The following is a 26102-nucleotide window of genomic DNA, read 5'->3' as shown; positions in this document are numbered from 1 at the left end:
CTAGGCTGACGCCGTGGACATCACGTACGACCCGCATCCCGACGGGCAGCCAGATCCCGGCGAGGTCGTCTGGACCTGGGTCGCGTACGAGGACGATCCCACGCAGGGCAAGGACCGACCGGTCCTGCTGATCTCACGTCAGGGCGACCGGCTGGTCGGCCTGATGATGACGTCGGTCGACCACGACCGTGACATGGTGCAGGAAGCCGCGGCGGGCCGCCACTGGTACAACCTCGGCCCGGGTCCGTGGGACCCGAAGGGACGGCCGAGCGAGGTGCGGCTCGACCGCTTCCTCGTCGTGGATCCCGCCGACGTACGCCGTGAGGGTTCTGTGCTCGACGAGCCGCGCTTCAACGCCCTGGTGACTGCGCTCGGACCCCACCTGCCGTGAAAGAGCCACGCATCGGCCGTATCGATGCCTTCCAACGCAGGTTCCCGATCGTCGGGTTCCCGATCGCGGTGATCTACAAGTACTTCGACGACCAGGGCCCCTACCTCGCGGCGATCATCTCCTACTACGCGTTCATCGCGATCTTCCCGTTGCTGCTGATCTCGTCGTCGATCCTGGGCTTCTTCATCCAGGACGACCAGGAGCTGAGGGACCGGCTGCTCGACACGGCGCTCAGCCAGTTCCCGATCATCGGCGACAAGCTCGGTCAGCCGGGCGAGCTCAGCGGCAGCACCTCGGCCATCGTGGTCGGTTCACTGGCCGCGCTCTACGGCGCGATGGGACTCGGCCAGGCCAGCCAGAACGCTGCCAACATCGCCTGGTCGGTGCCGCGCAACAGCCGCGCCAACCCGTTCCTGCTGCGGCTGCGGAGCATCTTCTTCCTCGCCTCGGCCGGCATCGGCATCCTGCTGATCGCGGTGGTCACGACGTTGTTCAGCAACCCCGATCAGATCGGTGTCGGGGTCTCCGACCAGGTCGGGCTGGGCATCAAGTTCATTGGCTTCCTGCTGAGCGTGCTGATCTTCGGAGCCCTGTTCCGTCTGGTCAGTGGCGGGAGAGGCAGCTGGAAGTCGGTGCTGCCCGGTGCCACCACGACGGCGATCCTCTGGCAGCTGCTGCAGCTCGGCGGACAGAGCTTCGTCCAGAACGTGATCAACAAGGCCAACGAGATGAACTCGACCTTCGCCCTGGTTCTCGGGCTCATGGCGTTCATCTTCCTGGCTGCTGTCATGGCGGTGATCGGGCTCGAGGTCAACGTGGTGACGGCCCGCAAGCTCTATCCGCGTGCGTTGTTGACCCCGTTCACGGACAACGTGGTCCTCACCGATGCCGATCGCAAGGCCTATGCTGCGTACGCCAAGTCGCAGCGGCACAAGGGCTTCCAGTCGGTCGAGGTCACGTTCGAGGACCGCAGACCCGAGTCCCGGCCACCGGCCGACTAGGCTGTAGGGAACAACAGACCGACGTGAGGAAATGCCATGCCTACGGGCAAAGTGAAGTGGTATGACGCCGAAAAGGGCTTCGGGTTCCTGAGCCAGGACGAGGGCGAGGACGTCTACGTCCGCTCCGACGCCCTGCCTGCTGGAGTCACCACGCTCAAGGCAGGCACCCGGGTCGAGTTCGGCATCGTCCAGGGCAGCCGCGGCGACCAGGCGCTGCAGGTGCGCCTGCTCGATCCCGCGCCGTCGGTCTCCAAGTCGCAGTCGCAGGCACGCCGCAAGGACCCCGAGGCGATGGCGGTCATCGTCGAGGACCTCATCCGCATGCTCGACAAGATCGGCGAGGGCTACCGCCACAACCGGCACCCCGACGCCAAGACCGCGAAGCCGGCGGCCCAGGTTCTGCGTGCGGTCGCCAGCGAGCTCGAGCTCTAGCGTTCTGCCTCTTCAGGCTCATGCGTGCGTGAGGCGGGCTCGTTGCGCGCGCGGGTGAGGACGAATGCCAGCCATGCGAGAACGATGGCGGCGATACCGAGCAGGCCTTGGCGCGGGCTGGCATCAATGGTGAACAGCCCGATGCCGATCAGTCCGCCGATGACCCACGACAGCTGGAGCAGGGTCTCGGAACGAGCGAACATGCTGGTGCGGACCTCTTCGAGCACGTCGTTCTGGATCAGGGCGTCGAGGCTCAGCTTGCCCAGTGACTGGCACAAGCCGATCGTGACGCCGAGAACCACGCAGGTCCACCAGGTGAACAGCACCGCCACGACGCTGACGACGGCGACGTCGAGCACCAGCACGGCGATCACGACGTTCTGGGGCTTGCGAGATCTGGTCGAAGAGCCGATGAGCACGCCGAGTACGTTGCCGAATCCTGCTCCACCGATGACGAGGCCGAGCAGGATCGTGGCGTTGCCCTCCCACCCCATCGACTCGGGTGGCTCTCGCAGCGTGAACGCCATGAAGATCGTCAGGAAGCCGGAGAGCAGTCGCAGGCCGGCATTGCTGCGCAGCCCGTTGACGACGCCGCGGGTGATGGCGATGCCCTTCTTCTTGGTGTTGGTTGCGATCTGGCTCAGGTCGACAGGCTTCTCACCCTCGCTGGAGTCGACCCGTGCCGGAAGCAGGATCGCCAGGACCGTGCCGACCACGAACAGCACCGCGGCGTAGCGCAACGCCCATTCGGCACCGATCGCCGCGGCACCGATCGCGATGGGAGCGGAGATGGCGCCGGCTGCGGTGCCGGTCAGCGAGATGCGCGAGTTGGCCTTCACCAGCGTGAACTCGGCGGGCAGGATGCGGGGGACCGCCGAGGCGCGGGTGACGCCGTAGGCCTTGGAGGCCACCAGGCAGCCGAGCGCGGCGAAGTAGAACGCCGGTGACTCGTCGGCGACGGCGCCGGCGAGCACCCAGCAACAGAACGCGCGTACGGCGAGGGTCGCACCGATGGCCCAGCGGCGTCCGCGACGGAACCGGTCGAGGAACGGACCGATCAGGGGGGCGACGATCGCAAAGGGCAGCATCGTCAGCACCAGGAACAGGGCCACCTGCCCGGCAGCGTCGTCGGTCGGCACCGTGAAGAAGAGCGTGCCGGCAAGCGACACCGCGATCGCAGCGTCACCGGCGGTGTTGAACGCATGGAGCTCGAGCAGCCTGGAGAGGCCGCTCTCGCCGGCGCCGCCGGCGTGGGTGAAGCGTCGTGCGCCGGTGAACGCCGTGGTGCCGCCCACCTTGACCGCGCGGGCCGTACGCGTGGAGACAACGCCGGCGATGCGAGCGGAGCGGGCCCACCCGGACTCGGTGGGTTGGGCCGGCGCAGAGGGTTGGCCGGGCGCCTGTGGCTCGTCCTGCTCCTCCATACCCTTCATCCTGCCTCACCGCGGGGACAGCGCCCACCGGGAGGCGACGTCGTACCGAGTCGTGGGACAATTGCGACATGTCTGTCGACGAGAAGCTCACTGCCGCGATTGATGTGGCGCGCGCTGCCGTCGACGAGGTCGCGGACGCCGGCATCGTCGGCGAACACCTGCGCGTCGTCGAGGACGACCACGGCATGGTGTCGCACCACTTCGGTTGCACCAAGCCCGGCTACGTCGGCTGGTACTGGTCGGTCAGCCTGTCCCGGGCGCCCGACAGCGACAAGGTCACGATCAACGACGTCGTGCTGCTGCCCGGCGACGAGGCGATCGTCGCGCCCGAATGGACGCCCTACCGCGAGCGGATCCGCCCCGGTGACCTGAGTCCCGGCGACGTGCTCCCGCCCGACGAGGACGACGTACGACTGGTCCCGACCTGGTCGGCCGGCGACGGCGAGGAGCAGACCGCAGACCGCTTCTTCGCCCGCGAGGTCGGCCTGGGCCGCGAATGGGCTCTGTCGTTCGAGGGCCGCGAGATGGCTGCCGATCGCTGGCAGGAGGGCGAACAGGGCCCCGAGGCCGCGATCGCCCAGCAGGCCAGTGGCGCGTGCGTCTCGTGCGGGTTCATGGTCAGCCTCGCCGGACCACTGTCCGAACGGTTCGGGGTGTGCGCCAACGGCATGGCCAACGACGACGGCAAGGTCGTCTCGTTCGACCACGGTTGCGGCGCCCACTCCGGCGCACGGCTCAGCCGATCGGCCGCTCCGCAGGAGCTGCCTCCGACGGTGTTCGACACCGTCGGTGCCGACGTCGACGAGTTCTAGCTAGTCGACCCTGCGGCGGCGCCCCGGCTGCATGCGCAGCGCGTTGCGGCGACGTCGGCAGTACTCGATGCCGATCAGCCCGAGCCCGAAGCCGGCGACGGCGGTCCACAGCCACCAGGTGTGGCCGTTCTTGTCGAGCGTGCCGAGGAAGGGCAGCAGCGCCACGGCGACGACACCCCAGATGATGGTGCCGACGGTCATGGTGCGTACGCCGTCGACGTCCATCGGCTCGACCTCGGCGACCCGGTGGGTCTTGCTGCCGATCTCGAGCTCGGTGATCTCGGGGCGGCCGAACTCGTGTCGACGTGCGGCGCGATCGAGCCGGGCGATCTCACGATGACCCATCTTGCGCTCGATGGTCTCGGGACCGTCGCCCTGACGGATCACCCACTCGTCGTCGCTCACGCCTTCAGACTACCCGCCGGGCTCCGCACGGCGGGCGCGTCCTGTCATGCTTGGCGGCAATGAATCCGCGTTACCGACGGCTGCTGATCCCGGGGCTGCTCCTGCTGCTCCTGGTGATCACCCTCATCAGCTCCCTGGCCAACCGGGCCGAGGGCGCTGAAGCCGGTCCGGAGGTCGTCAGCCGTCTCGGTGACAGCCGGATCACCGAGTCGAGCGGTCTCGCACTGAGTCGCTCCCATGAGGGCATCGCCTACACGATCAATGACTCGGGCAACGCGCCGCTGGTGTTCGCGATCGACGTCGCCACGGGACGTACGGTCGGCACGACCCGCGTCGAGGGCGGCGACCTCGTCGACACCGAGGCGCTGGCGATCGATCGCGACGGGACCCTGTGGATCGCCGACACGGGTGACAACCGGGAGAGCCGCGCGGACGCCGCGCTGTACGCGTTCCCCGAGCAGGGCCGCGGAGACCACACGGTGACGGCGCGGCGCTATCCGATCTCGTATGACTCCGGCTCGCGCAACGTCGAGGCGCTCCTGGTACACCCCGTCACGGGGGCCAAGGTGCTCATCAGCAAGGGGCTGCTCGGCGGGACGATCTATGCACTCCCGCCGAAGCTCCGCACGGGTGGCGCCAACCTCGCCGTCGCCCAGGACGGTGCCGGCCCGTCGATGGTCACGGATGCGACGTTCTCCGCGGACGGCACGCAGGCGTTCGTACGGAGCTACACGTCGATGTTCGTGCTCGACCCGTCGGACTGGTCGGTGCTCGCGACCGCGCCGACGCCCTACCAGAAGCAGGGCGAGACGGTCACCGCCGAGAGGTCGTCGCTTCTGGTCGGCAGCGAGGGCAAGGACTCCGAGCTCGTACGCATGCCGATCCCGGCGACGACGCCGTCGTCGGCGCCGGCACCCGCCCCGACCGTCTCCCCGGCGGCCGCCGAGACCGACGACCAGACCATCGCGCCGATGGTGTTCGTGTTCGGTGCTGTGGGGGCTGCAGTGGTACTGGGTGCTGGTGTGGCGATCCACGCGAAACGCCACCGCTGAGGTCGTATCGCCCGGACTGATCCTCTGGCATGCTCCGTTGTCGACAGACCACGAGACAGGGGCGCCATGACCAGCACCACGAGCAAGGCCAAGCCCAGCGGCGGCAACGCGCTGGAGCAGTACTTCAAGATCAGTGAGCGCGGATCGAGCATCGGACGAGAGGTACGCGGCGGTGCCGTGACCTTCCTGACGATGGCCTACATCATCGTGCTCAACCCGATCATCCTGTCCAACGTCGCCGACGTGGACGGCAACTTCCTCGGCGGTGGCTCCGAACCGGGGTCCGGCTTCGCGACGATCGCCGCCGTGACCGCGCTGGTCGCCGGCGTGCTGACGATCCTCATGGGCGTCGTCGCCAACTTCCCGCTGGCGCTGGCCACCGGGCTCGGCCTCAACGCGTTCGTCGCGTTCTCGGTCGCGTCGCAGATGACCTGGGCCGACGCGATGGGCCTCGTCGTGCTCGAGGGCCTCATCATCCTGGTGCTGGTGCTGACCGGATTCCGCAAGGCCGTGTTCGACGCCGTGCCCAGGCAGCTCAAGACCGCCATCGCGGTCGGCATCGGCCTGTTCATCACCTTCATCGGGCTCGTCGATGCGGGCTTCGTGCGTACGAGCGGTCTCGCCGCCCCGCCGGTCAACCTCGGCATCGGGGGCAATCTCGCCGGCTGGCCCGTGCTGGTGTTCGTCATCGGCCTGCTGATCATGATCACGCTCTACTCGCGCGGCATCCCCGGTGCGATCCTCATCGGCATCGTGGTGACGACGATCATCGCCGGCATCGTCCAGGCGATCACGGACACGCCTGGCAGCCTGGGCGACCCGAAGTCGAAGGGCTGGAACCTCAACGTTCCCGAGTGGCCGGACAAGGTCTTCGCCAAGCCCGACTTCGGCCTGCTGGGTGACTTCAACCTGTTCGACGGCTTCGAGCGCGCTGGCGCCGTGACGGCCTGCCTGCTGGTCTTCACGCTGCTGCTCGCGGACTTCTTCGACACCATGGGAACCATGACGGCGATCGGCGCCGAGGCGGGCCTCAACGACAAGGACGGCACCCCCGAGGGTGCGCAGAAGATCCTGATCGTCGACTCGGTCGCCGCCGCGGCCGGCGGTGCGGCGGGCATCTCGAGCAACACGTCGTACATCGAGTCGGCGTCGGGCGTCGGCGACGGCGCTCGTACGGGCCTCGCCTCGGTGGTCACCGGTGTGCTGTTTCTGCTGTCGACGCTGGCGATCCCGCTGGTCGAGCACATCCCGAACGAGGCGGCCGTCCCGGCGCTCGTCCTCGTCGGGTTCCTCATGATGAGCCAGGTCAAGAACATCAGCTGGGACGACTCGGACATCGCCATCCCGGCGTTCCTCACGATCGTCCTGATGCCGTTCACGTACTCGATCACCGCCGGCATCGGCGCCGGCTTCATCGCGTACGTCGTGATCAAGGTGGTCAAGGGCAAGCTCGCCGAGATCCACCCGCTGATGTGGCTGATCGGGATCCTGTTCGTCGTGTACTTCGCGATCGATCCGATCACCCGCTGGGTGAGCTGACGCAATAGGTTGGGTGCCATGCACATCGCTCTCGGAGACAACGCACCACAGGTGGCCGACAGCGCGTGGGTGGCACCCAACGCAACTCTCGCCGGATCCGTCGTGATCGGTGAGGGAGCAAGTGTTTGGTACGGAGCCGTCCTGCGCGCCGACAACGAGCCGATCACGATCGGCGCGAGGTCGAACGTGCAGGACAACTGCGTGTTCCACGTCGACAAGGGCAAGCCGGTGCTGCTGGGCGAGGGTGTGTCGGTCGGGCACGGCGCGGTGATCCACGGTGCGACCGTCGGCGACCACGTGCTCGTCGGCATGGGCGCGATCATCATGAACGGTGCCGTCATCGGCGCCGAGTCGCTCATCGCCGCGGGTGCGCTCATCTCCGAGGGCGTGGAGATCCCGCCTCGTTCACTCGTTGCCGGCGTGCCCGGCAAGGTGCGCCGTGAGCTCAGCGACGACGAGGTCGCCGCGCTGCACCACAACTCCGAGATCTACGAGCACCACCGCGACCTCCATCGGGCTGGCGTGGTCAGCTGAGTCCCAAGATTCCCAGCAGGTCCTCGAAAACCAGCACTCCACCCTCGTTGCAACAAGGGTGGAGTGCCAGATTCCTGACACCTGCTGGGAATCTTGGGACTAGAGCGCTTCCACCGCGTGGTCGATGCAGGCCGTCAACGCGCTGATGTCGTCGGGGTCGATCGCGGGGAACATCGCGATGCGCAGCTGGTTGCGGTTGAGTCCGCGGTAGCCGTCGATGTCGACGATCCCGTTCTCGCGCAGGGCGCCGGTGATCGCCGACGCGTCGACGCCGTCGAGGTCGATCGTGCCGACGACCAACGAGCGGTCAGCGGGATCGGTGACGAATGGTGTCGCGTACGTCGACGCCTCGGCCCATTCGTACAGCCGCGTCGACGAGTCCGTCGTACGACCGACAGCCCAGTCGAGCCCGCCCTGTTCCAGCATCCACTGCACCTGGCTGTTGAGAAGGTGCAGCGTGGCGAGGGCAGGGGTGTTGTAGGTCTGGTTCTTGCGGGAGTTGTCGATCGCGATCGGCAGGTCGACGAAGCCGGGGATGTGTCGCCCACCGGCCTTGATCGACTCGGCACGCTCGATCGCGGCGGGAGACATGAGCGCGATCCAGAGGCCGCCGTCGGCGGCGAACGACTTCTGCGGCGCGAAGTAGTAGACGTCGGTCGCCGCGATGTCGACCGGCAGGCCGCCGGCACCCGAGGTGGCGTCGATGACGACGAGTGCGCCGTCATCGGCTCCCGGTACGCGCTGGACCGGCACCATGACGCCGGTCGAGGTCTCGTTGTGGGCCCAGGCGTACGTGTCGACACCGGGGGTGGCGACCGGGTCCGGGTGGGTCGAGAAGTCGCTCTCGCGTACGTCGGGATCGGCGAGGAACGGCGCTGCGGCGACGGCCTTGGCGAACTTGCCGGTGAACTCGCCGTGCACCAAGTGCTGGCTGCGCTCGCGGATCAGGCCGAACATCGCGGCGTCGAAGAACGCGTGCGAGCCGCCGACACCGAGCACGACCTCGTATGCCTCCGGCAGCGTGAACAGGTCGGCGATGCCTTCGCGGATGCTGCCCACGAGGTTCTTGACGGGTGCCTGGCGGTGCGAGGTGCCCATCAGCGACGAGCCGGTCGCGGCCAGGGCGTCGAGCGCCTCGGTGCGCACCTTGGACGGGCCGGACCCGAATCGCCCGTCGCGTGGCAGCAGCTCTGCGGGAATCTTCACGGAGCAAGTCTCGCAGCGTGGGTCACATTGGTCACATCCGGTGGCCGCGCACGCGCGCCGACTCGTACGATGCCCCTTATGTCGGACGCACGAGCCATCGAAGTCGACCTCGCGGACGGCACCTCCCACACGTCCGCCGAGTGGGAGAAGGAGACCGCCGCGGTCCTGCGCAAGTCCCGCCGTCTCGGTGAGGACGCCCCTGACGCCGACGTGTGGGACGTGCTCGCCACCACGACGCTCGACGGCATCACGGTCTCGCCCCTCGGCACCCCGTCGCTGACGGCTGGCCTGCCGGATCCGGGGCTCCCCGGCCAGGCCCCGTTCACGCGCGGCAGCACGGCGACGCGCGACCTCGACGGGTGGGACGTACGTGCGTGGTTCGCCGACCCCGACGTGGAGCGGACGAAGCAGGACGTGGTCACCGACCTGGAGAACGGCGTCAACTCGTTGTGGCTGTCGGTGGGTACCAGCGGCATACCCATCGACGCGCTGGCCGCGATCCTCGAGCCGGTGTTCGTCGACCTCGCACCCGTGGTCCTCGAAGCACCCCACGAGCCGGTGGAGGCAGCGCGCGCCCTGTTCGCCGTGATCAGCGACAAAGGGGTCGACGCGGCACCCGGCACCAGCTTCGGCGTCGACCCGATCGGGGCGACGTTCCGCGGTCGCGGCGTCACCGACCTCGACGTCATCGCCAAGGTCGCCAAGCTGGCCGACATCCTCGATGCCCGGGCGCTCACGGTCGACGCGACGGCGGTGCACGATGCCGGCGCCTCGGACGTGCAGGAGCTCGCCTACTCGATGGCCGCCGGTGCGCAGTACCTCCGCCTGCTCGTCGAGTCCGGGTTCGACGTCGACGACGCAGCGGCGTTGATCGACTTCCGCTACGCGGCGACCGACGAGCAGTTCCCGACCATCGCGAAGCTCCGCGCCGCCCGCCGGCTGTGGAACCGGGTCGTCGAGCTCAGCGGAGGAGCACCGACCGGCCAGCTCCAGCACGCCGTCACCTCGCGCCCGATGATGGCGAAGTACGACCCGTACGTGAACATGCTCCGCACGACCGTCGCTGCCTTCGCCGCCGGCGTCGGGGGTGCCACGTCGGTGACGGTGCTGCCGTTCGACGAGCGCCTCGGCCTGCCCGACGCGTTCAGCCGCCGCATCGCCCGCAACACCTCCAGCCTGCTGATCAGCGAGTCGCACGTCGCCGAGGTCAGCGATCCCGCCGGTGGCGCGTACGCCGTCGAGAAGCTCACCGATGACGTCGCGCGCGCCGCCTGGGAGCTGTTCGGCGAGATCGACGCGACGGACAGCCTCGATGCGGCGCTGGCCCTCGTACGCTCACACGTCGAGGAGACAGCATCGCAGCGCGCCCTCGCGATCGCGACGCGCACGCGTCCGATCACGGGTGTCTCGGAGTTCCCCAACCTGCACGAGACGTTGCCGGAGCGCCGCCCGTACGCCGAGGAGCTCGACGTGCACCGCTATGCCGGCGAGTACGAGGCGATGCGCGACGACCGCGCGTCGACGCCGGTCTTCCTCGCGACGATGGGCACGGTTGCTGCCTACACGGCCCGCGCCACGTTTGCCGCCAACCTGTTCGCCGCCGGCGGTGTCGACACCGCCACGGCCGGGCCGACCGAGGGCGTCGACCAGGTCGTCGCGGCTTACAACGAGGCCGGCAACGTCCCGGTCGTCTGCCTCACGGGCAACGCCACCGCGTACGACGAGTGGGGCGCTGACCTGGTTGCCGCCCTGCGTGCCGCGGGCGCCACGTACGTCGTCGTGGCCGGCAAGAACAGCCTCGACGTCGACGCCAGCGCTGCCGTGGGGGACGACGCGTTGGCGTTCCTCCGCTCGATCCGACAGGAGCTCGAAGCATGAGCGTCCCCAAGACCTTCAAGGGCCTGCCGCTCGATCCCGAGAAGCCGTACGAGGTCGACGACAAGGCGTACGCCAGCGCCACCGACGGCGCCGAGCCGTGGGCAGCGCCGGAGGGCATCGACGTCGACGGGCTCTACACCGCCGCCGACCTCGAGGGCCTCGACGCGCTCGACACCTACCCGGGGCTGACGCCGTTCCTGCGCGGTCCCTATCCGGCGATGTACACGACGCAGCCCTGGACGATCCGCCAGTACGCCGGCTTCTCCACCGCCGAGGAGTCCAACGCGTTCTATCGTCGCAACCTCGCCGCGGGCCAGAAGGGCCTGAGCGTGGCGTTCGACCTGGCGACGCATCGCGGCTACGACTCCGACAACCCGCGCGTCGTCGGCGACGTCGGCATGGCCGGGGTCGCGATCGACTCGATCTATGACACTCGCAAGCTCTTCGAGGGCATCCCGCTCGACGAGATGAGCGTCTCGATGACGATGAACGGCGCGGTGCTTCCGGTGCTGGCGCTCTACATCGTCGCCGCGGAGGAGCAGGGCGTACCCCCCGAGAAGCTGTCGGGCACGATCCAGAACGACATCCTCAAAGAGTTCATGGTGCGCAACACCTACATCTATCCGCCGGCACCGTCGATGCGGATCATCTCCGACATCTTCGCCTACACCGCGCAGAGGATGCCGCGCTTCAACTCGATCTCGATCTCGGGCTATCACATCCAGGAAGCCGGAGCGACGAACGACCTCGAGCTCGCCTACACGCTGGCCGACGGTGTCGAGTACATCCGCGCGGGCCTTGACGTCGGCCTCGACATCGACGCGTTCGCCCCGCGGCTGAGCTTCTTCTGGGCGATCGGGATGAACTTCTACATGGAGATCGCCAAGATGCGTGCGGCCCGTGCGCTGTGGGCCAAGCTCGTCTCGGACTTCAACCCCAAGAACGCCAAGTCGCTCAGCCTGCGTACGCACAGCCAGACCTCCGGGTGGTCGCTGACGGCGCAGGACGTGTTCAACAACGTCGGCCGCACCGCGATCGAGGCGATGGCGGCGACGCAGGGGCATACGCAGTCGCTGCACACCAACGCGCTCGACGAGGCCATCGCGCTGCCGACCGACTTCAGCGCCCGCATCGCCCGCAACACCCAGCTGCTGCTGCAGCAGGAGTCCGGCACGACCGACATCATCGACCCGTGGGGTGGCTCCTACTACGTCGAGAAGCTGACCCACGACCTCGCCAACCGCGCCTGGGCCCACATCCAGGAGGTCGAGAAGGCCGGCGGCATGTCGAAGGCCATCGAGGCCGGCATCCCCAAGATGCGCATCGAGGAGGCCGCCGCCCGTACGCAGGCGCGCATCGACTCCGGCCAGCAGGCTGTCATCGGCGTCAACACCTACCGGCTCGCCGACGAGGACCCGCTCGACGTGCTCAAGGTCGACAACAAGGCGGTGTACGCGTCCCAGATCGCCAAGCTCGAGCGCCTGCGCGCCGAGCGCAACACCGACGATGTCGACGCAGCCCTCGCCGCGCTGACGGCGAGCGCGGAGCGCGGCTCTGCCAAGGATGGCTCGCTCGACGACAACCTGCTCACCTTGGCGGTCAACGCCGCACGCGCCAAGGCGACGGTGGGCGAGATCTCCGACGCGCTGGAGAAGGTCTACGGGCGTCACCAGGCCGTGATCCGTACGATCTCAGGTGTGTACCGCGCAGAGGCCGGCGAGTCCGGCAACGTCGCCGCCGTCGTCAAGGCCACCGAGGACTTCGAGAAGGCCGAGGGCCGTCGTCCTCGTATCCTCGTCGCCAAGATGGGGCAGGACGGACACGACCGCGGCCAGAAGGTCGTCGTCACGGCGTTCGCCGACATGGGCTTCGACGTCGACGTGGGCCCCCTGTTCTCGACGCCCGAGGAGGTCGCCCAGCAGGCGGTCGACGCCGACGTGCACATCGTCGGTGTCTCCAGCCTCGCCGCCGGTCACCTGACGCTGCTGCCCGCGTTGAAGCAGGCGCTGGCCGATCTCGGTCGTCCCGACATCATGGTGTCGATCGGCGGCGTCATCCCGCCCGATGACGTCGAGACGCTCAAGGAGATGGGTGCTGCCGCGGTGTTCCTGCCGGGCACCGTCATCGCCGACTCGGCGCTCGACCTGCTCGACCGACTCCGACAGAACCTCACGCACTAGATGGTCGATGTCGCCCAGCTCGCCGAGGACGTACGTGCGCGCAAGCGGGCGGCGATCTCGCGGGCCATCACGCTGGTCGAGTCGAGCCGCACGGATCACCGGGCCGAGGCGCGCGAGCTGCTCGGACTGCTGAATCCTGCTGCAGGGGGAGCCGTACGCGTCGGCATCTCCGGTGTGCCCGGCGTCGGCAAGTCGACATTCATCGAGGCGCTCGGCATGTATCTCGTCGAGCAGGGTCACCGCGTCGGCGTGCTCGCCGTCGACCCGTCGAGCGTACGTACGGGAGGCTCCGTGCTCGGCGACAAGACCCGCATGGCCAGGCTCTCGGTCAACCCCGACGCGTTCATCCGCCCTTCGCCGAGCGCCGGCACCCTCGGCGGTGTCGCCCGGGCCACCGGCCAGGCGATGACCGTGCTCGAGGCGGCCGGCTTCGATGTCGTCCTGATCGAGACCGTGGGGGTCGGACAGTCCGAGATCACGGTCGCCGGCATGGTCGACACCTTCACGTTCCTCACGCTCGCCCGCTCCGGCGACCAGCTGCAGGGCATCAAGAAGGGCATTCTCGAGATCGTCGACGTCGTCGCGGTCAACAAGGCCGACGGTGACCGGGCTCAGGAGGCCAACGCAGCCGCCAAGGACCTCGCCGGAGCGATGCGACTCGTCTTCAGCGGCTCGAAGGAATGGGTGCCGCCGGTGCTCACCTGCTCGGCACTCGAAGGCATCGACATCGACAAGGTCTGGGCTCGGGTCCTCGAGCACCGTGCGTCGCTCGGCGACGACGGGCTCAAGGCCAAGCGCGCCGCCCAGCAGCTCGACTTCACCTGGGCCCTCGTACGCGACGAGCTCGACCAGCGCCTCCGCAACGACGAGGCGGTGGCTGCCGTACGTGCGGAGGTGCGCGAAGCCGTCCTGTCCGGCGAGATGCCCGCAGCAACGGCAGCCGACAAGATCCTCGAGGCCTACGACAGCTGAGTGCCGGGCTCGATCACTTGCACGCCCTTAGCTCGAGCAGCCGTGGCGAGTTTTGCGTCACGGGTCACGAGCGGGCAGCCATGCATCGCTGCGAGTACGACGTACGGCGCGTCGTACAGGCTGATGTTGTGGCGGAGACTCCAGGTGGCGACCAGCATCGACGTGTCCGGGATCGCATAGCGCGTTGAGGATGTGGTCACCTCGGTCGCTGCGCGAGTCGCCTCGTCAGGGGTCAAGTGGCCTGCCAGCTCGAAGCGTCGCAAGGTGCGAAGGACCTCGGTTGGCCCGTGTGCGGGCATCCACCAGTCCGGATCGCGACGCAAGGCATCACGCGAGACCTGCCCGATCTCGCCGGAGTCCGCGAGCGCTGTCGCCCAGACGGACGCGTCGATGACGATCACTCGACGAGCTGGTCGCGGTCGATCTCGAAGCCGCCGTCACGACCTTCTCGGACGATCGCGACTGGATCGAGCTCTGGCGGAATCGGGAAGCGGATGTCACGAGTGCGCTCGAACATCTCGACGTTGATCGCGAGCTGCGCCTCGCGGCGCACCATGTCCAGCAGGTACGCCTGCATGGATTGCCCCTTGGCCGCCGCCTGCTTCGCGAGCAGGTCGCGAATCTCCTCGGGGACGTCTCGAATCTGGAGTGCGAGGTTCATGCATGCAGTCTACATGCATTCGGTGACCGAGACGATCGACCACCCACAGACATACTCAGGCATGCGCACTCTCGTCGCCGTGTTGATGCTGACGCTGCTGGCTGCGTGCGGCTCGGAACCGCATCCCTCCGAAGGAGCGGTCCGTACGGTCGAGCGCGCCACCGTGACAGATGTGCCCGGTGGCGATGGCCCGATCCTGTGCACCGGCCCCGTCCGCGAGTCGGCGCCACCGCAGTGCGAGGGCCCCGTCATCTCCAACTGGGACTGGGACAAGGTCTGGGGCGCGGCCGGTGAGGCTGGTGCACGGTTCGGGGACTTCTGCTTCGAGGGCAAGGACGTCGGTGACACCTTCCAGCTCACGACATTGCCGCGACCTGTCGGCACCTGCGAGGAGCAGGAGTACCGAGGCTTCGGAACTGTGCTCGAGAACAAGGACCATGGCCCGCAGCTGTGCCTCGGCGCCGTGGCAACGTCGTACCCCGTCCAGTGCGGCGGACCCGACATCACCAACTGGGACTGGACCCGGACGAAGCCGACGACGGAGATCGGTGAGAGCAAGGACGGGCTGTACGTCGTGCACGGCGTGTACGTCAGCGGCGACTTCATCCTGACCCGTCCGCCGAAGGCGTGGGACGAGTCGGATGCGCAGCCGGAGGAGCCGATGCGCGACTTCACGACCCCGTGCCCGGAGCCGGCCGGAGGGTGGTTCCCGAAGGATCGGCCCCGGCTCGACGAGCTCGCCGTCGATCGGGCTGCGCCGTTCGCCGAGACGATCCCGGGCTACTCCGAGCTGTGGCTCGACCAACAGTTCAACAAGGGCATCGAGAACGATCCCAACAAGACCATCCTCAACCTCCGGGTGACCAAGGACGCCAAGGATGCCGAGACCGCGATGCGCAACGTCTGGAAGGGCGCGCTGTGCGTCAGCGAGGCCAAGCACACGAACAACGAGCTGCAGAGAATCCAGGACGAGGCTGGGAGGGCCGCCGGGAAGCTGCTGCTCGGCTCATCCTCCGGCAACGATCAGGTCGACGTCGACGTCATCGTCGACCAGGGCGGCCGGCTGCAGGAGCAGCTCGACGCGAAGTACGGCACGGGCACCGTACGGGTCAACTCCGCTCTGGTCGAGGCACCGCCAGGAATGTGAAAGGCTGAGGCGGTGAAGCGATCCGTCTCAGTCCGTCTCGAGCTCGAGCTTCACGACCCTGCCGATCTGATCTTCTCGATCGCCGTCGCCCAGGGTGCAGAGCTGGAGGCGGAGTCGTTCACGATCTCGTCGGCGAACGGCGAGCTGGAGGCGCGCGAGCTGATCGGCCGCCACGGCACACGGCTGCACCGCCTGACCGGTCCGACCGGCAAGATGACGATCGACTACTCGGCCGTGGCGACAGGACATGCCCAGCCGGCGCCCGTGGACGAGCTCGACCTGATCGGATACCGGCGACCCAGTCGCTACTGCGAGTCGGACACCCTGTTCTCCACCGCGCAGGCAGAGTTCGCCGGAGTCAGCGGCAAGGAGCTCCTCGACGCCGTGACCTCCTGGGTGACGTCGCACCTCTCGTACGTTCCGGGATCGAGCCTGCACACCGACGGAGCCGTGGCGACGATGCTGGCCCGCGAGGGGGTGTGCCGCGACTACGCGCACCTCGTGGTCGCCCTGCTGCGTGGCCTCGACGTCCCCGCCCGCCTGGCCTCGGTCTACGCGCCCGGGCTCTACCCGATGGACTTCCACGCCGTGGCCGAGGCCTACATCGAGGACGCCTGGCACGTTGTCGACGCCACGGCGTTGGCGCCCCGCCAGAGCCTGCTGCGCATCGCCACGGGGCAGGACGCGGCCGAGACGGCGTTCCTGTCGCAGTACGGAGCACGTGTCGATCTGCTGTCGATGCAGGTGATGGCCGTGGCGGACGTGCTGCCGCGCGACGACACCACGCAGCTGGCGCAGCTGGTCTGACCCGGGCTGGGCTGGCGACGCGGAAGCTGGGAGCGCCCCCGCGCCGCCCAGTGGGACCTACCACGCGAGGAAGCAACTCGAATGAACCAGGACCCTCTCGTCTTTCGTAACTACTCCCGAGGGCGAAGTCAAGCGATCAGTTGACCTTGAGCGGGGCGAACCCGACCGTGTTGGTCGTGACGGTCCACCCGCCGATCGACCACGTGCTGCCTCCGCCGTGACGCAGGTAATACGTCGCCGAGGTGGCGACCGTGAGCATGTCGTCGCGGTCGGCCGCCGGGTTGAACACCGGCAGAGAAGCCTTGGCCGTGAGTGTCGCGGCGATTCGCGGCGTGGCGAGCGACCGGTCGACGCTGATCGCGACCTTGGACCATTTCGGGTTGATCCACACGGCGCGGCCGCGGTAGCCGTCGGTCGTGTAGGCCTTGCCGTAGTAGACCCGGCCGGATCCGGCCGACGTGTGACCGTGAGACGTGCCGTTGCCGCGCAGCAGGACCAGGCCAAGGGCATCGCGCGCGGCGAGGCTTCCGGGGTTGGCGACAAACGCGTTGATGCGGGGACGGTAGACGCCCGATGCGGTCTCGGCGCTCAAGGACTTCAGGACGACGTCGAAGCTGGAACGCTTGTAGGACTGCCGGGGGATCGAGAGCGGCGAGTAGCGCTTCTCGAAGACGAACCGGACGGCGGCGCAGGCTGCGGCGTCGACGGCCTTGTCACCGAACACCCGTCGCGCCTCGCCGGAACCGGTGGTCTTGACAGCTGGGCACCAGTTGACGGAGGTCCCGGTGAGCGCGGCTGCTGCGGGACGGCCCGGCCAGACCCCGCTGACGGAAGCAGGAGCCAGGACGTCTCCGGCTGGCTTGTCGTCGGCCGTGGGCGTGGCACTCGGCGTTGGGGACGAGGTCGCGGTGGGCGTACGACTGGGGGTGGGACCGTCTCCGACCGAGCCGTCGGGTGTCGCGAAACCCATCGCGACGCTCACCACCACCACAGCCGTGACCACTCCCGCGAACGCGGTCAGCCACTTGGTCCTCACCGGGTCAGCATAGGTGAGCCGGGGCCACCGGCTTGCCCAGAGCCGTCGGGCGCGCGACCCGTGCCCGACGACGAGCAGGACCTACTTGTTGGCCCAGGCCGGGTTCCAGCCCTCGACCTCGTCGGCCTTGCGGGTGGCGGGGCCGGTGTAGATCGCGGACGGGCGGATCAGCCGACCGGTGCGCTTCTGCTCGAGGATGTGGGCGCTCCAGCCGGCGGTGCGGGCTGAGGTGAACATCGCGGTGAACATCGGCGGCGGGACCTCGGCGTAGTCGAGGACGATCGCGGCCCAGAACTCGACGTTGGTCTCGAGCACGCGGTCGGGACGACGCTCGCGCAGCTCCTTGAGGGCAGCCTCCTCGAGTGCCACGGCGACCTCGGCGCGTGGCGCCTTGAGCTCCTTGGCGGTGCGGCGGAGCGTACGGGCACGGGGGTCCTCGGCACGGTAGACGCGGTGACCGAAGCCCATGAGACGTTCGCCGCTGTCGAGGAGCCTCTTGACGTACGCCGTGGCGTCGCCGGACTTCTCGACCTCTTCGATCATGGTCAGCACGCGGGCCGGGGCTCCGCCGTGCAGGGGTCCGGACATGGCGCCGACAGCACCGGACAAGGCGGCGGCGACGTCGGCGCCCGTCGAGGCGATGACGCGGGCCGTGAACGTCGAGGCGTTCATGCCGTGCTCGGCAGCCGACACGAGGTAGGCGTCGATGGCCTTGGCGTGATCGGGGTTGACCTCGCCGCGCCAGCGGGTCAGCATGCGGCCGATGATCGTGTCGTTCTTGTCGATCTCCGACTGCGGCACCATCGGCTTGCCGACGCCGCGGGCGGCCTGCGCGACATAGGAAAGGACCATGACCGCGGTGCGGGCAAGGTCCTCACGTGCCTGGACGTCGTCGATGTCATAGAGCTGCTTGAGGCCCCAGGCGGGTGCCGTCAGTGCGATCGCAGACTGTACGTCGGCGCGGATGTCGCCGGAGTGGACCGGGATCGGGAAGGGTTCGGCGGGCGGCAGGCCGGGCTCGTACGTCCCGTCGACCAGCAGGCCCCAGATCTTCTCGAACGGCACACGGCCGACCAGGTCGTCGATGTCGACGCCGCGATAGCGCAGCGCGGATCCTTCCTTGTCGGGCTCGGCGATCTCGCTCTCGAACGCGACGACGCCTTCTAGTCCGTGGTGCACTTCAGTCATGCTCTGCATTCTGCCCTGCGCCGATACCGTGGTCACATGGAGTCCCCTGATTTGGCTCGAATGCGTGAGACGTACGCCCGCGACGGCCTCGACGAGTCGCAGGCCGGGGACGATCCGCTGCACCTGTTCGGCCGCTGGCTCGACGACGCGGTGAGCTCGCAGATCCACGAGCCCAACGCCATGGCGCTGGCGACGGCGACGCCGGACGGGCGGCCGTCCGTACGCATCGTCCTGCTCAAGGGGATCGACGACTCGGGGATGACGTTCTACACCAACTACGAGTCCCGCAAGGGCCACGAGCTCGAGGCCAATCCGCGCGCTGCGGCGGCGATGTTGTGGCACCCGCTGCAGCGGCAGGTGCGCGTCGAGGGGCCGGTCACCCGGATCGCCGACGAGGACTCCGACGCGTACTTCCACTCCCGTCCTCACGGTTCACAGCTCGGCGCTCTGGCGTCGCCGCAGTCGACCGTGATCGCCGACCGTTCCGCACTGGTCGCCTACTACGCGGACGCGGCCAGGGCGTACGGGGACGGAGAGGTGCCGCGCCCGGCGTACTGGGGCGGCTACCGGATCGAGCTGGAGTCGATCGAGTTCTGGCAGGGCCGCGAGTCCCGCCTCCACGACCGGCTGCGCTACGTACGCGCCGGGTCTGCGTGGACCCGCGAACGCCTCGCCCCCTGATCAGCGACTGTTCGGTCAATAGAAACTCTGGTTTACACCGTGAGGAAGAGCACCACCACCTACACGTACAACGGGACCGATGCGGCGGGCAAGTCCGAACGCCGTGGTCTGGTGACCGCTATGGATGTGGGTCTGGGCAATGACAACGATTCGGCGTTCACGGGTGCCTACGATGCGGCCGGAAACCTCTTTGAGCAGAACTCTCCGGGTGGATGGAAGACCCTCAGCACGTTTGACATCGAGGGCAGCGAGAAGTCGCAGATCTACTACCGCGATGGCGTCGGTATCACCGCTGAGGTGCAGACGCACGACGCTGACGGTCGTGCGAGGACGTTGGCGTCGGTGTGGTCGACCCAGACGTATGAGTACGACGACCGGGACCGGTTGGTGAAGGCCAAGGACAACCTGTTTGGTCAGTGCACTACAAGGTCGTATGGGTTCAGTGGCGACTCCAACCGCGAGAGCCTGGCGACGTATGCGCCAGGATCTGGCGGTGTGTGCCAGACGAGCACAGCGGCATCAACAGTCACGAGCAGCTTCGACGCCGCTGACCGTCTGACGACGGGCGGGTATGTGTACGACGCTCTGGGGCGCACCACCACGCTGCCCGGTTCCAACACCACCACGGTGGGTGGTGGGAACGTGACCGTCGGCTATCACGCGGACGACATGGTCGCGACCATGTCGCAGACCGTGTCGGGTGTGGTGAAGGCGCAGGATTACACGCTGGATGTGTCGGGTCGGTTGTCGGTGACCAAGAATCTCACCGGGGGGGTGTCGTTGAGAGAGTCGACAGATCATTACGACGGTTCGTCTGATTCTCCGGCGTGGACGGAGACAAAGACCCGCCCCGACGCATCAACGGCGTGGGCCACAGCGTGGGCGCGCAACGTCTCTGGCCTGGGCGGGGATCTGGCGGCGATCGCGTCCTCCGATGGGTCGGTGAAGCTGCAATTCGCGAACCTTCACGGCGACGTCGCAATGGTCACCGACTTGAACTTCGCTGGTATTGAGTCGGCGTCTGAGTACACCGAATACGGACTCAAACGCGCCGGAACCGGAACCCCCGGACGCTACGCGTGGCTCGGCGCTAAACAACGCGACAGCACCGCCATCGGCGGACTCACGCTGATGGGCGCCAGACTGTATAACCCAACCACCGGTCGCTTCCTGAGTAGGGACCCGGTCGAGGGCGGCAACGACAACACCTACACCTACCCCACCGACCCCATCAACAAATTCGACCTCAACGGCGAATCTGCCTGGAACTGGTTAAAGAAGGGGTACAAAGCGGTCAAAAAGAGGGCACCCAGAAAAGTCAATAGGGCTGCATCCACGGCACTGGGCGGCCTGTACAAGTACGCCAACAGAAGGCTCGGAGCCAAATGCTATAAGTCGGGGCGCATGAACGTCTGTTATGGCGCCAAGCTCAAGATATGGGGACGGGGTGGGACGACCGTTGGTACCACCTATGCCACTAGTAGCAATCGCGCATACAGGTCGTCTAAACGGCTCAAACATGAGAGAGAACACGTAAGGCAATGGGACAGGCATGGGCTTTCCTTCATAAGGAAGTACCGCAAGGCGGGAGGCAATGCCTGCTACAACAAGTATGAGATAGCTGCGGGGCTGCGGGATGGAGGTTATAAGTGCTGAGCATCACCGGGAGGTTCATACGCTTCGAGGCTGCCAAGCGACTTGCGGCCGGTTTCATCCTCGCTCTCGCAGCGGGCTGCGGCGTAGCGCCGACTTCGCCGGAAGCACCTGTGATCGGCGTACGGATTTCCGGCGGGCAACTGCAGCATGCGGTTCGACTATGCGAAGGGGAAAGCCTGACATCGTTCAGAGTCTTATCGTCCGCCGATGGAGAAACCGTTTGGACGAGCACAGGCGTTGCGCCAGCGAAAGACGGACTGCAGGTCACAGTCGTCCCGTATAGTGTAATCGACTCGATTCAAGGGGACCGTTTTGAGCTCGAATTCGACTCGAAGTTCGCAGGTGGTCCTACCCGCACCGCCGGGTCAGAATGGAAGTTGAACGAGATCCCCTCCCTCGATGGCGATCAATGGTTCACAAGTGAGGACGAACGCGTTGATTCGAGCGCTTTCAAAGCGGTCGAATGCTGACAAATTGAGAGTGTCTGGCCAAGAAGATCAAACTGCCATCGCTCGGAGAGTGGACGGAAAACTTGGCGGGGCGTATGGAATTGCGTGGACGCGAGCTGGCCGATCACGAAACAAGACGCTTTCTCGCGGGCTAATTGTGACCCTTTGGTGGGGCCACAATGTCACTGCCCAGATCCCGTCTCGTAGGAAGAAGGATTGAGCCTTGGCTTTTGAGTTGGATCTTGGGCGTAGCCGCCTCGGAACCGGGCTGTTTGGCTCGTGCTCGGCGCCCTTGTTCTACTGCCCTTTGTCCCGTGGCTCAGTTTGTTGGCAGCAGTGGTCGCAGGTGCTGTAGCGATTGGGTCCCGTACACCAGCAGCAACCTGTGGTTCGCGCTAAAGACGGGGCAACAATTGAGGTTCCGCTGAATCCTCTGACTGAGGACTTTCGGCGCGAACTTGGACGCACCCTCAAGCGAATTCGAGTCGTCGAACTCTCACCCAAGGTGCGCGAAGCTGTGTTTCTTACCGAGCGTTGAGTGTCAGTAGTGGGGAGCGGCTTCGCTCAGGCAGCGACCGCCTGGTTCGTGCTAGTGGTCGTCCTGCGTCTCGCGGCGATCCGACGATCGCACAAACCGCATAACCTGCGTTGGATACCGGTGCCTTCCAGTCGTTCGCGACGTTGCCCACTGTTCACCTTCAGTCCATCCGGCAGGCCACAACGTGTTGCCTTGCCCGATCACCGTGGAGACATGACCGGAGTGGCATTGACGCTGGTGCTGGGGCTCGGTCTGGCGTTCGCTGAGTCAGGCCTCGGCCTCGGCATGGTGCTGCCGGGAGAGACCGCGGTGGTCGTCCTGGCGGCCTCCATGCGCTCGACGACGGACATGGTCCTGCTCGGCGTTGCCGTGATGATCGGTGCCAGCATGGGTGACCACGTCGGCTATCTCCTGGGCCGCAAGTACGGAGACAAGCTCCGCGACACCAAGGCCATTCGCCGTCTCGGCGTCAACAACTTCGATCGGGCCACGTCAATGTTGCGCCGTCGCGGCGCATCGGCGGTGTTCCTCACCCGCCTGGTGCCGATCATCCGAACGCTGACCCCGGCCGCCGCAGGAACGGCGGGCCTTGAGTACCGCCGCTTCGCACCCGCTTCCCTCGCGGGCTCGGCGACGTGGTCAGCGGCTTACGTCGGAGGCGGTTCGATCGTCGCGATGGTCACCTCGGTGACCACCGACACGTTCGGCCGCGCCTCCTGGTTGCTGCTGGTGCTCCTGGCACTAGCCGTGGTCCCGGTGCTGATCATTCGCACCGTCGTGGGCGTACGTCCGGTGGCTGCCGCTCCGGACGTTGCGTCCCTCGAACTTGCGTCCGGTGCACGTCCGTACCGGTCGACCTTCGCGCCGCTGATCGGCGACGTGCACGGTTTCTAGGACGGACGTCAGCCGCGGACGACCAGCTCGTCCGTGCCGAGGTCGTGTCCGGCAGCGCACCGCAGCGTCACGCTGACGTCGGCTCCGCAGTCGTGGTGGGTGAACGTCGGCGTGCCCTTCTTGGGCGCGTGCTTCCGACCCCAGTCGGCGAGTGCGAGCAGGGTCGGCACGAGGTCCTCGCCGCTCTCGCTGAGGACGTATTCGTGCCGCGTGCGTTGTCCGGGCTCCCGGTAGGGCCGGCGCTCGAGCAGGCCCGCCTCGACGAGCTCGCGGAGTCGCGACGACGCCACGGCCTCGGTGATCCCGACACGGTGGACGAAGTCGTCGAACCGGGTCGTTCCGTACGACGCCTCTCGCAGCAGCAGCATCGCCGAGCGAGTGCCGACGACCTGCAGGGCCCGATCGATGGAGCAGTAGTCGCCTGCAGCCGGGCGGTCGGGACGGGTGAGACGGCCTTCGAGACGTACGGGCATGGGGCAACAATAGTTGCTGGCTTGGCAAATCCATAGTCAGACCTCTAAGGTTCCTGGCTATGGAGAAGCCAAGTCAGCCAGCGACATCGTCCCGTCTCATCGTGCTCGCCACCGTCGGGGCAGCCTTTGTCGCCGGACTCGACCTCTTCGTCGTGAACGTGGCATTCGACGACATCGGCCGTGACCTCGGGATCGGGCGCGCAGGTGGTCCCACAGCTGGCGACCTGAGCTGGGTCCTCAACGCCTACGCCGTCGTGTATGCGTCGCTGCTCGTCCCGTTCGGCCGCCTCGCCGACCGGTATGGCCGCAAGCGAATGTTCGTCGGGGGTCTCGCGGTGTTCGTGCTCGCCAGTGGCGCCTGCGCATGGAGCGGTGACGTGTGGTCACTGGTGGGATTCCGCGCGGTGCAGGCTGCTGGCGCCGCAGCGATGACACCGACCAGCCTCAGCATCCTGATGGCCGCGCTTCCGGCGGAGAAGCGAGTCGGTGCCGTACGTCTGTGGGCCGCGACCGGCGCGGTGGCGGCCGCGATCGGGCCCACCATCGGCGGCGTGCTGACGGAGCTCTCGTGGCGATGGGTCTTCATCATCAACATCCCGGTCGGCGTCCTGCTGCTCTGGCTGGCGATCGCGGTGATGGTCGACGTACGCCCCGATGACCAAGCCGAGCGGCCGGACCTCGTGGGCGCAGCGGTCTTCGCCGGTTCGGTCGGGCTGCTCGCGCTCGGGCTGACCAAGAGCCACGACTGGGGCTGGGCGAGCGGCCGTACGGTGTGGTCCTTCGTGGGAGCCGTCGCGCTCGGCGCCGTGTTCGCCCAGCGGTCGAGCCGGCACCGGTCTCCCGTCATCCACGCGGAGCTGTTGCGGGTGCGGTCGTTCCGGTACGCCAACCTGGCGATGTTCGCCTTCAACATCGCATTTGCCTCGATGCTGCTGGTCGGCATCTTGTGGCTCCAGCAGATCTGGGGCTACTCGGCGATGCGGACCGGGTTTGCGATCGCCGCCGGCCCAGCGCTCGTCCCCGTCACGGCAGCGTTGACCCACCGGTTGCTCCCGGCGATGACTCCCGCCCGGCTCGTCGCGATCGGCTCGCTGATCTGCGCACTGGGCCTGGTGTGGTTGGCGCTGGCGATGAGCATCGAGCCGGCGTACCTCACCACGTACCTGCCGGGCTGGGCACTGGGCGGCGTCGGTGTCGGGTTCGCGATGCCCAACCTCCTGGCGGGAGCCACCCGCGACCTCCCGCCGGACCAGTCCGCAACCGGCAGCGGCATCGTCTCGATGTCGCGCCAGATCGGTTTCGTCGTCGGCATCAGCGTCCTGTTCGCGATCGTCGGCAACGACCAGGGTGTCGCGGCGCGGGACGGCTTCGTCGTGGCGTGGTGGGTCTCGGCTGCAGTGCTGGTGCTCTCGGCCGTCTCTGCGCTCGGCATGTCTGCGCGTCCGCGCGAGGTCAGCCCGGTACTGACCTCGTGAGGCGGTAGCGCACGAACGACGGCACCGCGAGTGACGCGACGACCACGCCGACCACGACGAGCACGCCGCCACCTGCGGCAGCCGCCGCGGTGCCGACCGCCGCGGCGCTGACGCCGTGCACGGTGTCGGCGATGCGTGGTCCACCCGCAACCACGACGATGAAGACACCCTGGAGCCGGCCACGCATCGCGTCGTCGGCCGCGGACTGCAGCATGCTGGACCGGAACGCGGCCGAGGCGGTGTCGGCGGCACCGCCGATCGCCAACATCACGAGGGCCAGGACCAGCATCGTGGTGTGCCAGTGGTCGGCGAGCGCCACAGCCGACCCGAAACCGGCCATCGCGACTCCCCAGACGACGATGCACACGACGACCGCGAAGCCCTGTCGTTCGATCCGCGACACCCAGCCGCTGAGGACTCCACCGACCACGGCGCCTGCGGGGATGGCCGCGAACAGCAGCGCGAAGACCAGGCCGCCGTTGTCGGGGCCGCCGAAGTCGACGTGCGCCATCTCAGGGAACAGCGCACGCGGCATGCCGAAGACCATCGCGATCAGGTCGACGACGAACGACATCAGCAGCGCGGGCTGGGTGCGCAGGTAGGCGAAACCCTCGATGACCGCTCGTATGCCGGGAGTCTCCCGTACGGCGTCGACGACCGCCATCGGCGGGAGGCGGATCACCGCGCTGAGCGTGGCGAACAGGGTGAAGGTGTCGATCAGGTAGAGCCATTCGAAGCCGATGACCGGGATCAGCACGCCGGCGAGGAGAGGCCCGGCGATCGAACCTGCCATCGTCACGGTCATGCCGAGTGAGTTGGCCGCCGGGAGCAGGTGAGGCTCGACGAGCCTCGGGATGATCGCGCTACGGGTGGGCTGGTTGACCGCGAAGAACGCCTGCTGCACCGAGAAGAGCGAGAGCAGCAGCCAGACGTTGGTGTTGCCGGCCGCGGCCTGGGCCCAGAACAGCGCGCTGGTGACGATCAACCCGAGCGTCGTGATGATCAGCAGCGTGCGCCGGTCGAACACATCAGCCAACGCGCCGCCGTACAGGCCGAAGATCACCAGAGGAACGAGCCCGAAGACACCCGCGAGGCCGACGTAGGCCGACGACCCGGTGTCGGCGTAGATCTGCGCGGGCACGGCGACCACGGTCAGCTGTGCCCCGATCACCGTGATGATGTTGGCAGTCCACAACCGTCGGTAGTGCTCGTTGCGCAGTGGCCGCGTGTCAGCGAGCAGACCAGAGAGACGCCGGGGCACG

General features: G+C 67.5%; 25 protein-coding genes and 1 pseudogene. 17 read left to right on the top strand and 9 right to left on the bottom strand.

Annotated features, from left to right (window positions below; all coding sequences use genetic code 11):
* Positions 1-13: 13 nt before the first annotated feature.
* Genes ABD683_RS04420 through ABD683_RS04410 form a run of 3 tightly spaced genes read left to right on the top strand, consistent with a single transcriptional unit; the run spans position 14 to position 1824 of the window.
* A complete protein-coding gene (locus ABD683_RS04420; RefSeq protein ID WP_344767664.1) occupies positions 14-391 on the top strand; it encodes a type II toxin-antitoxin system PemK/MazF family toxin in 378 nt (125 codons plus the stop codon).
* Positions 388-1392, top strand: coding sequence for a YihY/virulence factor BrkB family protein (locus ABD683_RS04415; protein WP_344767662.1), 1005 nt, complete (start codon positions 388-390; stop codon positions 1390-1392). The genes ABD683_RS04420 and ABD683_RS04415 overlap by 4 nt, the downstream gene beginning before the upstream one ends.
* 36 nt (positions 1393-1428) lie before the next feature.
* Positions 1429-1824, top strand: coding sequence for a cold-shock protein (locus ABD683_RS04410; RefSeq protein ID WP_344767661.1), 396 nt, complete (start codon positions 1429-1431; stop codon positions 1822-1824).
* Here ABD683_RS04410 and ABD683_RS04405 read toward each other — a convergent pair.
* Complete coding sequence (locus ABD683_RS04405; RefSeq protein ID WP_344767659.1) at positions 1821-3248, bottom strand: MFS transporter; 1428 nt, start codon at positions 3246-3248, stop codon at positions 1821-1823. The genes ABD683_RS04410 and ABD683_RS04405 overlap by 4 nt on opposite strands.
* Before the next feature lie 77 nt (positions 3249-3325).
* Here ABD683_RS04405 and ABD683_RS04400 point away from each other — a divergent pair, with 77 nt between their 5' ends.
* Positions 3326-4069, top strand: a complete 744-nt coding sequence (locus ABD683_RS04400) for a DUF3027 domain-containing protein (RefSeq protein ID WP_344767657.1) — start codon at positions 3326-3328, stop codon at positions 4067-4069.
* Here the strand turns inward: ABD683_RS04400 and ABD683_RS04395 are convergent, their stop codons facing one another.
* Complete coding sequence (locus ABD683_RS04395; protein WP_344767655.1) at positions 4070-4474, bottom strand: DUF2530 domain-containing protein; 405 nt, start codon at positions 4472-4474, stop codon at positions 4070-4072.
* Between the two features lie 59 nt (positions 4475-4533).
* On the opposite strand from ABD683_RS04395, the gene ABD683_RS04390 reads away from it, so the two are divergent.
* From ABD683_RS04390 to ABD683_RS04380, 3 genes are all read left to right on the top strand, one after another.
* Positions 4534-5526: an NHL repeat-containing protein gene (locus ABD683_RS04390; RefSeq protein ID WP_344767653.1), complete on the top strand. Its 993-nt coding sequence runs from the start codon at positions 4534-4536 to the stop codon at positions 5524-5526.
* 66 nt (positions 5527-5592) lie between these two features.
* Positions 5593-7065, top strand: a complete 1473-nt coding sequence (locus ABD683_RS04385) for an NCS2 family permease (RefSeq protein ID WP_344767651.1) — start codon at positions 5593-5595, stop codon at positions 7063-7065.
* 18 nt (positions 7066-7083) lie between these two features.
* Positions 7084-7599 carry a gamma carbonic anhydrase family protein gene (locus ABD683_RS04380; protein ID WP_344767649.1) on the top strand — a complete coding sequence of 172 codons (516 nt, stop codon included), beginning with the start codon at positions 7084-7086 and terminating at the stop codon, positions 7597-7599.
* 99 nt (positions 7600-7698) lie between these two features.
* On the opposite strand, the gene serC is transcribed toward ABD683_RS04380, so the two are convergent.
* Positions 7699-8805: a phosphoserine transaminase gene (gene serC, locus ABD683_RS04375; RefSeq protein ID WP_344767647.1), complete on the bottom strand. Its 1107-nt coding sequence runs from the start codon at positions 8803-8805 to the stop codon at positions 7699-7701.
* 78 nt (positions 8806-8883) lie between these two features.
* Between serC and ABD683_RS04370 the strand changes: the two genes are divergently transcribed.
* The 3 genes and pseudogenes from ABD683_RS04370 (at position 8884) to meaB (ending at position 13835) form a co-directional block, all read left to right on the top strand.
* Complete coding sequence (locus tag ABD683_RS04370; protein ID WP_344767646.1) at positions 8884-10683, top strand: methylmalonyl-CoA mutase family protein; 1800 nt, start codon at positions 8884-8886, stop codon at positions 10681-10683.
* 86 nt (positions 10684-10769) lie between these two features.
* Positions 10770-12863, top strand: a pseudogene (gene scpA / locus ABD683_RS04365) (methylmalonyl-CoA mutase); the annotation flags it as partial.
* A complete protein-coding gene (gene meaB / locus ABD683_RS04360; RefSeq protein ID WP_344767642.1) occupies positions 12864-13835 on the top strand; it encodes a methylmalonyl Co-A mutase-associated GTPase MeaB in 972 nt (323 codons plus the stop codon). It begins immediately after the preceding pseudogene.
* Here meaB and ABD683_RS04355 read toward each other — a convergent pair.
* Both ABD683_RS04355 and ABD683_RS04350 read right to left on the bottom strand, forming a co-directional pair.
* Entirely contained in the window at positions 13823-14236 is a 414-nt protein-coding gene (locus ABD683_RS04355; RefSeq protein WP_344767640.1) for a type II toxin-antitoxin system VapC family toxin, read from the bottom strand. The genes meaB and ABD683_RS04355 overlap by 13 nt on opposite strands.
* Complete coding sequence (locus tag ABD683_RS04350) at positions 14233-14496, bottom strand: FitA-like ribbon-helix-helix domain-containing protein (RefSeq protein WP_344767638.1); 264 nt, start codon at positions 14494-14496, stop codon at positions 14233-14235. Before ABD683_RS04350 ends, ABD683_RS04355 begins: the two co-directional genes overlap by 4 nt.
* Positions 14497-14518: 22 nt before the next feature.
* Between ABD683_RS04350 and ABD683_RS04345 the strand changes: the two genes are divergently transcribed.
* Positions 14519-15643, top strand: a complete 1125-nt coding sequence (locus ABD683_RS04345; RefSeq protein WP_344767636.1) for a hypothetical protein — start codon at positions 14519-14521, stop codon at positions 15641-15643.
* Positions 15644-15655: 12 nt separating this feature from the next.
* On the top strand, positions 15656-16450 hold the full coding sequence (locus ABD683_RS04340; protein ID WP_344767634.1) for a transglutaminase-like domain-containing protein: 795 nt from the start codon (positions 15656-15658) through the stop codon (positions 16448-16450).
* Between the two features lie 136 nt (positions 16451-16586).
* Here the strand turns inward: ABD683_RS04340 and ABD683_RS04335 are convergent, their stop codons facing one another.
* Positions 16587-17486, bottom strand: coding sequence for a hypothetical protein (locus ABD683_RS04335; RefSeq protein WP_344767632.1), 900 nt, complete (start codon positions 17484-17486; stop codon positions 16587-16589).
* 81 nt (positions 17487-17567) lie between these two features.
* Positions 17568-18674: a citrate synthase 2 gene (locus ABD683_RS04330; protein WP_344767630.1), complete on the bottom strand. Its 1107-nt coding sequence runs from the start codon at positions 18672-18674 to the stop codon at positions 17568-17570.
* 36 nt (positions 18675-18710) lie between these two features.
* Here ABD683_RS04330 and pdxH point away from each other — a divergent pair, with 36 nt between their 5' ends.
* The 4 genes from pdxH to ABD683_RS04310 all read left to right on the top strand — a co-directional run bounded on the left by pdxH (position 18711) and on the right by ABD683_RS04310 (position 22892).
* On the top strand, positions 18711-19355 hold the full coding sequence (gene pdxH, locus ABD683_RS04325) for a pyridoxamine 5'-phosphate oxidase (RefSeq protein ID WP_344767628.1): 645 nt from the start codon (positions 18711-18713) through the stop codon (positions 19353-19355).
* A gap of 39 nt (positions 19356-19394) precedes the next feature.
* The gene (locus ABD683_RS04320; RefSeq protein ID WP_344767626.1) at positions 19395-21011 is read left to right on the top strand and encodes an RHS repeat-associated core domain-containing protein; all 1617 of its coding nucleotides are present in this window, start codon (positions 19395-19397) and stop codon (positions 21009-21011) included.
* Positions 21005-21481 carry a hypothetical protein gene (locus ABD683_RS04315; protein WP_344767624.1) on the top strand — a complete coding sequence of 159 codons (477 nt, stop codon included), beginning with the start codon at positions 21005-21007 and terminating at the stop codon, positions 21479-21481. The genes ABD683_RS04320 and ABD683_RS04315 overlap by 7 nt, the downstream gene beginning before the upstream one ends.
* Before the next feature lie 730 nt (positions 21482-22211).
* Positions 22212-22892 (top strand): DedA family protein, encoded by a 681-nt coding sequence (locus ABD683_RS04310; protein ID WP_344767622.1) that lies wholly within the window; start codon positions 22212-22214, stop codon positions 22890-22892.
* Between the two features lie 8 nt (positions 22893-22900).
* On the opposite strand, the gene ABD683_RS04305 is transcribed toward ABD683_RS04310, so the two are convergent.
* The gene (locus ABD683_RS04305; RefSeq protein WP_344767620.1) at positions 22901-23365 is read right to left on the bottom strand and encodes a winged helix-turn-helix transcriptional regulator; all 465 of its coding nucleotides are present in this window, start codon (positions 23363-23365) and stop codon (positions 22901-22903) included.
* Between the two features lie 59 nt (positions 23366-23424).
* Between ABD683_RS04305 and ABD683_RS04300 the strand changes: the two genes are divergently transcribed.
* Positions 23425-24840, top strand: coding sequence for an MFS transporter (locus tag ABD683_RS04300; protein ID WP_344767618.1), 1416 nt, complete (start codon positions 23425-23427; stop codon positions 24838-24840).
* On the opposite strand, the gene ABD683_RS04295 is transcribed toward ABD683_RS04300, so the two are convergent.
* On the bottom strand, positions 24818-26101 hold the full coding sequence (locus ABD683_RS04295; protein ID WP_344767616.1) for an MFS transporter: 1284 nt from the start codon (positions 26099-26101) through the stop codon (positions 24818-24820). The genes ABD683_RS04300 and ABD683_RS04295 overlap by 23 nt on opposite strands.
* Position 26102 lies beyond the last annotated feature (1 nt).

It is taken from the genome of Aeromicrobium panaciterrae, from assembly GCF_039537165.1.
Taxonomy (GTDB): Bacteria; Actinomycetota; Actinomycetes; order Propionibacteriales; family Nocardioidaceae; genus Aeromicrobium; species Aeromicrobium panaciterrae.
The sequence above is the reverse complement of the archived record's forward strand: the minus strand, read 5'-3'. Positions and strand labels throughout refer to the sequence as shown.

What these genes read in the sequence shown, in the direction of transcription:
- ABD683_RS04390 (WP_344767653.1), top strand. Translation starts at nt 4,534, where the DNA reads ATGAATCCGCGTTACCGACGGCTGCTGATCCCGGGGCTGCTCCTGCTG.
- ABD683_RS04370 (WP_344767646.1), top strand. Translation starts at nt 8,884, where the DNA reads ATGTCGGACGCACGAGCCATCGAAGTCGACCTCGCGGACGGCACCTCC.
- ABD683_RS04385 (WP_344767651.1), top strand. Translation starts at nt 5,593, where the DNA reads ATGACCAGCACCACGAGCAAGGCCAAGCCCAGCGGCGGCAACGCGCTG.
- ABD683_RS04400 (WP_344767657.1), top strand. Translation starts at nt 3,326, where the DNA reads ATGTCTGTCGACGAGAAGCTCACTGCCGCGATTGATGTGGCGCGCGCT.
- ABD683_RS04405 (WP_344767659.1), bottom strand. Translation starts at nt 3,248, where the DNA reads ATGGAGGAGCAGGACGAGCCACAGGCGCCCGGCCAACCCTCTGCGCCG.
- ABD683_RS04300 (WP_344767618.1), top strand. Translation starts at nt 23,425, where the DNA reads ATGGAGAAGCCAAGTCAGCCAGCGACATCGTCCCGTCTCATCGTGCTC.
- ABD683_RS04350 (WP_344767638.1), bottom strand. Translation starts at nt 14,496, where the DNA reads ATGAACCTCGCACTCCAGATTCGAGACGTCCCCGAGGAGATTCGCGAC.
- ABD683_RS04330 (WP_344767630.1), bottom strand. Translation starts at nt 18,674, where the DNA reads ATGACTGAAGTGCACCACGGACTAGAAGGCGTCGTCGCGTTCGAGAGC.
- ABD683_RS04310 (WP_344767622.1), top strand. Translation starts at nt 22,212, where the DNA reads ATGACCGGAGTGGCATTGACGCTGGTGCTGGGGCTCGGTCTGGCGTTC.
- pdxH (WP_344767628.1), top strand. Translation starts at nt 18,711, where the DNA reads ATGGAGTCCCCTGATTTGGCTCGAATGCGTGAGACGTACGCCCGCGAC.
- meaB (WP_344767642.1), top strand. Translation starts at nt 12,864, where the DNA reads ATGGTCGATGTCGCCCAGCTCGCCGAGGACGTACGTGCGCGCAAGCGG.
- ABD683_RS04380 (WP_344767649.1), top strand. Translation starts at nt 7,084, where the DNA reads ATGCACATCGCTCTCGGAGACAACGCACCACAGGTGGCCGACAGCGCG.
- ABD683_RS04305 (WP_344767620.1), bottom strand. Translation starts at nt 23,365, where the DNA reads ATGCCCGTACGTCTCGAAGGCCGTCTCACCCGTCCCGACCGCCCGGCT.
- ABD683_RS04410 (WP_344767661.1), top strand. Translation starts at nt 1,429, where the DNA reads ATGCCTACGGGCAAAGTGAAGTGGTATGACGCCGAAAAGGGCTTCGGG.